Source organism: Bradyrhizobium sp. Cp5.3, assembly GCF_000426265.1.
In the GTDB taxonomy this organism is placed as follows: Bacteria; Pseudomonadota; Alphaproteobacteria; order Rhizobiales; family Xanthobacteraceae; genus Bradyrhizobium; species Bradyrhizobium neotropicale.
Map to the genome: position 1 here is coordinate 1 of NZ_AUFA01000106.1, position 5341 is coordinate 5341.

The 5341-nt window shown below is 61.0% G+C and carries 3 protein-coding genes and 4 pseudogenes; 4 read left to right on the plus strand and 3 right to left on the minus strand.

The features are described 5' to 3' along the window. On the minus strand, positions 1-1940 hold a 1940-nt coding region (locus K289_RS51290; RefSeq protein ID WP_198024892.1), incomplete at its 3' end, for an AMP-binding protein. A 470-nt stretch (positions 1941-2410) separates the two neighbouring features. Here K289_RS51290 and K289_RS51295 point away from each other — a divergent pair. Next, positions 2411-2554, plus strand: a pseudogene (locus tag K289_RS51295) (transposase); the annotation flags it as partial. Positions 2555-2845: 291 nt separating this feature from the next. Here K289_RS51295 and tnpB (K289_RS47215) read toward each other — a convergent pair. Both tnpB (K289_RS47215) and K289_RS51305 read right to left on the minus strand, forming a co-directional pair. Continuing rightward, positions 2846-3198 (minus strand): annotated as a pseudogene (gene tnpB, locus K289_RS47215) (IS66 family insertion sequence element accessory protein TnpB). A gap of 252 nt (positions 3199-3450) precedes the next feature. Then, a pseudogene (locus K289_RS51305) lies at positions 3451-3657 on the minus strand (transposase); the annotation flags it as partial. A 435-nt stretch (positions 3658-4092) separates the two neighbouring features. On the opposite strand from K289_RS51305, the pseudogene K289_RS47225 reads away from it, so the two are divergent. The 3 genes and pseudogenes from K289_RS47225 to tnpB (K289_RS0140370) all read left to right on the plus strand — a co-directional run. Beyond that, positions 4093-4578 (plus strand): annotated as a pseudogene (locus tag K289_RS47225) (IS110 family transposase); the annotation flags it as partial. Positions 4579-4650: 72 nt separating this feature from the next. After that, positions 4651-5103 carry a transposase gene (locus tag K289_RS53325; protein ID WP_156918464.1) on the plus strand — a complete coding sequence of 151 codons (453 nt, stop codon included), beginning with the start codon at positions 4651-4653 and terminating at the stop codon, positions 5101-5103. Beyond that, positions 5100-5341, plus strand: a 242-nt coding sequence (tnpB, locus tag K289_RS0140370; RefSeq protein WP_035687952.1) for an IS66 family insertion sequence element accessory protein TnpB, incomplete at its 3' end; no start/stop codon positions are given. The genes K289_RS53325 and tnpB (K289_RS0140370), both read left to right, overlap by 4 nt.

Consider the following 5341-nt stretch of genomic DNA (forward strand, 5'->3'; position numbering starts at 1 on the left):
CGCGCGCTTGGATAGGCCGGGTCCAGCGGCAGATAGGCCCCTCCCGCCTTGAGGATCGCCAGAAGCCCCACCACCATCGCCACGCTGCGCTCAAGACAGATCGCAACCGGCTGGTCCGGCCTCACCCCGAGCCCGATCAGATGATGCGCCAGCCGGTTGGCCCGCGCATTGAGCTCGCCATAGCTGACGCGTTCGTCCTCGAACACCACCGCCACCGCGTCCGGCGCCTTGGCGACCTGCGCCTCGAACAGCTCGTGGATGCACACCTCCGAGGGATAAGGCGCCGCCGTCCGGTTCAACTCCTCCAGCAGATACGCCCGCTCAGCGCACGACAGCAGCTCGATCCGCCCCACCGGCTGCTGCGCATCGACCTTCACAGCACACAACAAATTTTGCAAATGCTGGGTCATGCGGTCGATTTGATTGGGCTCCAAGCGACTTGCATCAAAGTGCCATCGGAAGCTCCCATCCAGAGCGCAAACCTCAAACGTTAGCGCCTCACCAGGCAGAGCGGCCTCAGAAGTTGGGCTCGAAGCTAGATCACCAGCGGCAGATCCGCCATTTGCAGTAATCGTAACGCCAACCGGCCAGGGACGGCGCAATCGTAGCGCCTCTACACCGCGCAACGTCGGGCATCGCGCAATAATATCCCACGCAAAGCTATCCTGCTCCTTCAGCTGAGCGAATTCGGCCGCAACCGCCGTGCGCGCCTTTGCAAAATCATTGGCGAGGTCTATGGTAATTGCCATCGGCACGACGGAAGCGACAAGCACCTTGAGCGCTTTCAGGCCGGCTCGCGATCCATTCGGGGCGGGAGTATATCCCAATTGAAGCTCTGAGTCCCCCGTGATGCGGACGAGATAGATCAGCCAAGCGGTTAGTAAGAATTCCATGCGATCCCCGGGGGAAAGCTCAGTCAACGCACCTGGAATTTGCCACGTACTCGACTGCCATCTGGGCGAAGCCACAGCTTCTGCAGACGACAGAAAAGGAAGCTGGCATGCTTTGAACTGCTCAAGCCGCCGTCGCCAAAAACTCTCCCGAGGCGCCAGCACTTCATGTATGGCAGTTATGCTCCGCGCCTCCTCATCACTCAAAATCGGAAGGCAATCACCTTCATTCAGATTAAGGTGCCTGGCGAGGGCTCGCGCGTCCAGCACCTGACCATCGTCGCCGCCAAAGCAAACACCAACATCCTCCGTACCTGTCGCCACACGCCAGTGGCTGGGATGGATTTCAATTAGATACCCCGCCGCAAAGCCCGAGCGCCCAGCCGTCAACTCCAAGCGCCTGACAGCGAGGACGTCATCGCCTACGAGAGCCTTCGAGAGCGCCAATGGATTGGCATGATACGGGCCAAAGTCCAAGGCGCGTGTCATCGCTGACAGATCTTGCGCGGACCGATCCCATCGCAGACAGCCCGCGGCATCTGGACGTCGACGTTTCGGGAAAAAACTTCGGTCCGCAAGCGCCTGCGGACGAGCACGGAGCCCTCCATATATTAAGCCAGTTAAAAGCTCGCGTAAGCCCTCGACTGCAGCCTCATAACATTTGAGGTTCAAAGTTAATGCTGTATCGGTGGAGGCACTCGACACTTGTCGTTGGACAATCACGTCGCCCGTATCAATGCCATCATCGATGCGATGCCACGTGACGGCATATTCGGTTTCTTGGGCCACCAGCGCCCACGACGTGGCATGAGTTCCCGCATATCGTGGCAACGGGCCGTCATGGTAGTTGAAAGCGCCTTGACGGGCTCGCCCAAACACATCCACTGTCAATATGAACGGATTCGCAACGGAAAACAGGTACTCCACCGGCTCAGCCTTCAGTAAGGTGGAAAGCTCTTCGACGCTCACAACACATAGGATATTGGCGCGAGCGGCCCAATCGGCGAATACGGCATCGGCACACAGCGCCGCGCGAATATCGTGGCCCATCTCTATCGCTAGCTGAGCGCACTTGATGGCTAGCGTACCACTACCAACAAAGACGCTAGAATAGATTGTCGGAGTTACAGCTCGCAGCCTACTATTTTTGGCTGGGCCGCAGGAACCTGTGCGCATCGGAGGAGACCGGTGTACCATTTTTTGTACGATTTCCATCGCTCAGCCAATCCATCGCGTAGCTTGAGTAGCTCCCGAAGGCACCCCATAGAGACTTAGGCCTGCCGCACTCGTCAGGATTTGCTCGAGAGCTACCCGCACTGAATGCTAATCGAACCTAGTCAGCCCTGAGAGTTATCTAGTGCCCACTTTTGCTGGAACATGAGTCGCGCTTCAAAAGCGAACCCCTTCGTCAGGACCACAACGTAGGTGCTTCAAGAACGTGGTCGCAGGACCGCTATAGCTCTACAGACCCCTTAAACTGCCCACTGCAATCAGCGTGCCAAAACGAGATTGTACAAGAACGAAGACGAGAGCAGAAGAAGCGCTGGTTCCGCCAGGGTCAGAAATGGCGGACGGGATCCGAAGGCCGCATCAGCGTAGCCAAGCGGCGACACGGCCTGCGTCGGTGCCGATACAAAGGCTTCGACGGCATGCAGAGCTGGCTCCGCAAATTCGGACAGTAGCTTGAGTGGATTTTCTGCCTGACAGCGGCGAGGCTTCTTGCCGCGAATCAGGAGCGAAGATGACGGCCACGAGCGTGGCAAGGCGCTCCGAGCGCTTCCCGAAGATCATCTCCTTGAGCGTCTGCATCGCAACACGCAGCTTCTCGTTCTCGGCGTCGAGCGCGAGCACCATCTCGGTTAGAGCGGCTGGATCAGTCGGGAGAACGTCCGGGCGAATCGCCATAAATGGACCATACCGCCGCGCGCCGCAGGCTCCAGCGAAATCCTCTCCTCTCAGCCGACAATTGCCGGCTGCTTCACCGGCTTGGGCGAGACGCGCGTCCACTCGAGTCCGTCGAGCAGCATCGCGAGCTGTGTCGCACTGAGATGCACCACGCCGTCGCGGATCGGCGGCCAGGTGAAACGTCCTGGTGCAACCACTTCGTCACCAGCACCATGCCGCTGCCGTCCCACGCCAGAAGCTTCACTCTGTCCGTGCGTTTGCTGCGGAACACGAAGACGTCGCCGCAGTACGGATTCGCGCGCAGCGCTTCGCTCACCAGTGCCGACAGCGTATGCACCGACTTGCGAAAGTCGACCGGCTGTGTCGCCAGCACCACCTTGAGGTCAGAGCGTAGCGCGATCACCGGATTACCCCGAAGCGCCGCCAGCACGGTCGACAGCGTCGCCAGCTCCACGCCCGGCTCGACCCGGATGCGCGCCCCGTTCATCTCGATCTCGACCACTCCACAGACCTTGCCCGGCGGCGCGGCAATCTCAAAGGGCTTCATCTGTACCGGCGAAATACACTCGGACTCGCCAGCTCTGCCGCCATCGCTCTCGGCACCAATTTGGATTGGCACGAAGTTCTGGGCTTTGCCGGCTACCGCCGCCGCTACCTGGCGTCGCCACACCGTGAGCAGCCCACGGGAAACGCCATTGCGCCGCGCCACCTCGGAGATGTTCGCACCCTCCTCAAAGCTCTCCGCCACGACCCGGGCCTTCTCCTCGCCCGTCCACCGTCGCCGTCGGCGTTCCCCGGTGATCACCTCGACGCGACGATAGGAGTCGCCTTCCTGCCTGGCATCAAGCATGGCATTTACCATCGCTTCACCTCCACCTATCACCTCATGCCAGGCTGTATCCCAAGCGAACCGCGCGATGACGAGGTGAAGGCCTCATGTCGGTTACGCTTGGACCACCCCGAAGCGGCCGCGAGACCGCCGACTTTCTGCGTAACGTCCACGCCGATATTCCAGCGGTCGTCGAGGCCATGCGCCAATATTGGATGCCGATCCGCTACCCACGCGCCCGCTGATCACCGCAGACGTGGGAGCTCATGCCGGTTACGATCTGGCGCTGCGCTATGCCGAAGGCTCCGCGCCAGCTCCCGTCGCTACCACCGCCCAATCGGGCAAATCCAACAGCCGGAGCGAACTCAGGACTGGATAAAACTTGATGTGGTGGAACGGCCCGCTCCAACAGCATCAAAGTGCTAGAACGTGGTCGTTGTTCGAACGCCACAAAGGAGGGACCGTTCCGTGAAACAGGTTATCACCATCGGGCTGGATCTGGCCAAGCACGTTTTCCAGGTGCACGGGGCGGATGCTGAAGGCTCACCCGTGTTCAACAGGAAGTTGCGGCGCAGCGAAGTTCTGCGCTTCTTCGAGAAGCTGCCAGCATGCCTGGTGGGGATGGAAGCATGCGGTAGCGCCCACTATTGGGCGCGCGAGATCGCAGCTCTCGGTCACGAGGTGCGGCTCATTCCGCCGGCTTATGTCAAACCCTTCGTCAAGCGAGGCAAAACGGATGCGGCGGACGCAGAGGCCATCAGCGAAGCGGTGACCCGAAAGACCATGCGCTTCGTGCCGATCAAGACGGCCGAGCAGCAGGCTGCCGCGATGGTGCTGAAGACCCGCGCCCTTTTGGTGCGACAGCGAACGCAGGCGGTCAACGCCCTGCGCGCGCATCTGGCCGAATTGGGCATCATCGCCACCGCCGGCCTGGCAAAGGTTGTGAGCGTCATCCAGGGACCACGCGCTGAGGGCTGATCTGGTGGGTTAGGAAGATCTCGTGGATTGGTTGGTCACGAGGTCACCATGTCAAAGGATAGTCGTAAGGATGGCGATAAGGATAGGCATACGCCTATCCTCGAAGACGGCGCCGACACGCTGCAGCGTGTCGAGATCATCACCGGGACCGGCCGGCGCCGGCGCTGGTCGACCGATGCGAAGGGGGCGATTGTCGCGGAGAGTTTTGCGCCGGGTGCAAGCGTGTCCGCGGTGGCGCGGCGACATGACATCAGCCCAAGCCTGTTGTTTCTGTGGCGTCGTCAAACGACGCGGGCGAAGGTCGCGGAGCGCGGGGCTGGAGACGTGCCACCTGGCTTTGTGCCGGTCGCGATCACCGGCTGCGGGGGCAAATTGCCGTCGTGCGAGGAGCAGGCGGCAATCGAGATCGAGGTCGGCGCGGTTCGCATCCGTGTCAGGGGGACGGTCGACCGGCGGGCGCTGTGCGAGGTGCTGGCGGCAGTCGGGACGGTTTGCCGATGATCGGGCTGCGACCCGGGTTGTCGATCTGGATCGCGACGCAGCCGGTCGATTTCCGTCGCGGCATGGACTCGCTGGCGATGCTGGTGAGCGAGGCGTTTGGAGCCGATCCGTTCGACGGCGGACTTTATATCTTCCGCTCCAAGCGCCGAGATCGCGTGAAGATCCTGACCTGGGACGGAAGCGGCCTTGTCCTTTACTACAAGAGAATCGAGGGGCAGTTCACCTGGCCGCCGATCAA

What these genes read in the sequence shown, in the direction of transcription:
- K289_RS53325 (WP_156918464.1), top strand. Translation starts at nt 4,651, where the DNA reads ATGTCAAAGGATAGTCGTAAGGATGGCGATAAGGATAGGCATACGCCT.